The sequence below is a fragment of the Shewanella sp. SM23 genome (assembly GCF_025654295.1).
GTDB classification, from domain to species: Bacteria; Pseudomonadota; Gammaproteobacteria; order Enterobacterales; family Shewanellaceae; genus Shewanella; species Shewanella oncorhynchi.
Genome location: NZ_JAKKRM010000055.1, coordinates 1 through 1,051 on the forward strand (window position 1 = coordinate 1; position 1,051 = coordinate 1,051).

Here is a 1,051-nt window from a genome sequence, read left to right on the forward strand (position 1 = left end):
CATAAACTCCCTTGTTGGTTGAGCAACTTTAAAAATCCAATCGTGTTTCAAGCTACCAAAGAAACGCTCAACAACGGCGTTATCCCAACACGCTCCCACATCACCCATGCTGGCTCGGATACCATAGCTCGATAGCAGCCTACCGAATTGCTTACTGGTATATTGCGAGCCTAGGTCACTGTGAAATACCAACCCTCGCGCTGGTTAGCGCAGGTTGTAGGCTTTCATTAATGCCTTAGATATCAAATCCGTGGTCATGCGTTTGTCTATGTGCCATCCCACAATCCGGCGTGAATATAAATCCATCACCACAGCTAAATACATCCAGCCCTCACCCGTCTTTAAATAGGTCACGTCACCCGCCCAGACCTCATTAGCCGATACTGGATTAAAGTTCATATTTAACAGGTTATCAGCCACTGCATCTGAGTGTTTTCGCTGCGTAGTTACCTTGTAAGCGCGTCGTTGGGTTGCTTTGAGTCGAAGGCGGTGCATAATTTTACGAACGACATAGCGACTAACCTGGTAGCCTTCCTTGCGCAATTTCTTCACCATTTCACGATCCCCTAAGCTGCCTCGACTTTGCTTAAATAGCTGTCGAACAAGGCGATAAAGCTTCAGTGTTTCAAGGCTTATCACGTTTGCAGGGCGTTTATGCCAATCGTAATAGCCTGACTTACTGACACTCATTACTCGACATAACAGTGCTATGGGAAACAGGTGAGATTGCAGTTTGATGAAACGAAATCTTACTTCATTTCTCTCGCAAAGAAGGCGCTTGCCTCGGCGTGCCCCTTGGGTATTTTTAGAATTTCTTTCTCCATGCGTAATTCTTTGTTTTCTCTACGCAATCGCTTCAACTCATCACGCTCAGGCTCTTCTAAGGTGATGCCTTGTTGCAGGGCTTCGTGTTTTTCCTTCCAGTTGTAAAGCAGGCTCGTGCTAACTCCAAGAGACTTTGCCGCATCGGCAACGCTATAACCTTGTTCTAGCACCATCAAGACAGCTTCATCTTTAAATGCCTGGGGATAACTCTTATGTGATTTCTTCA

Annotated in this window: 1 pseudogene; it reads right to left on the reverse strand. The window is 46.0% G+C overall.

The features are described 5' to 3' along the window. Positions 1-1,051, reverse strand: a pseudogene (locus L5L98_RS22225) (IS3 family transposase); the annotation flags it as partial.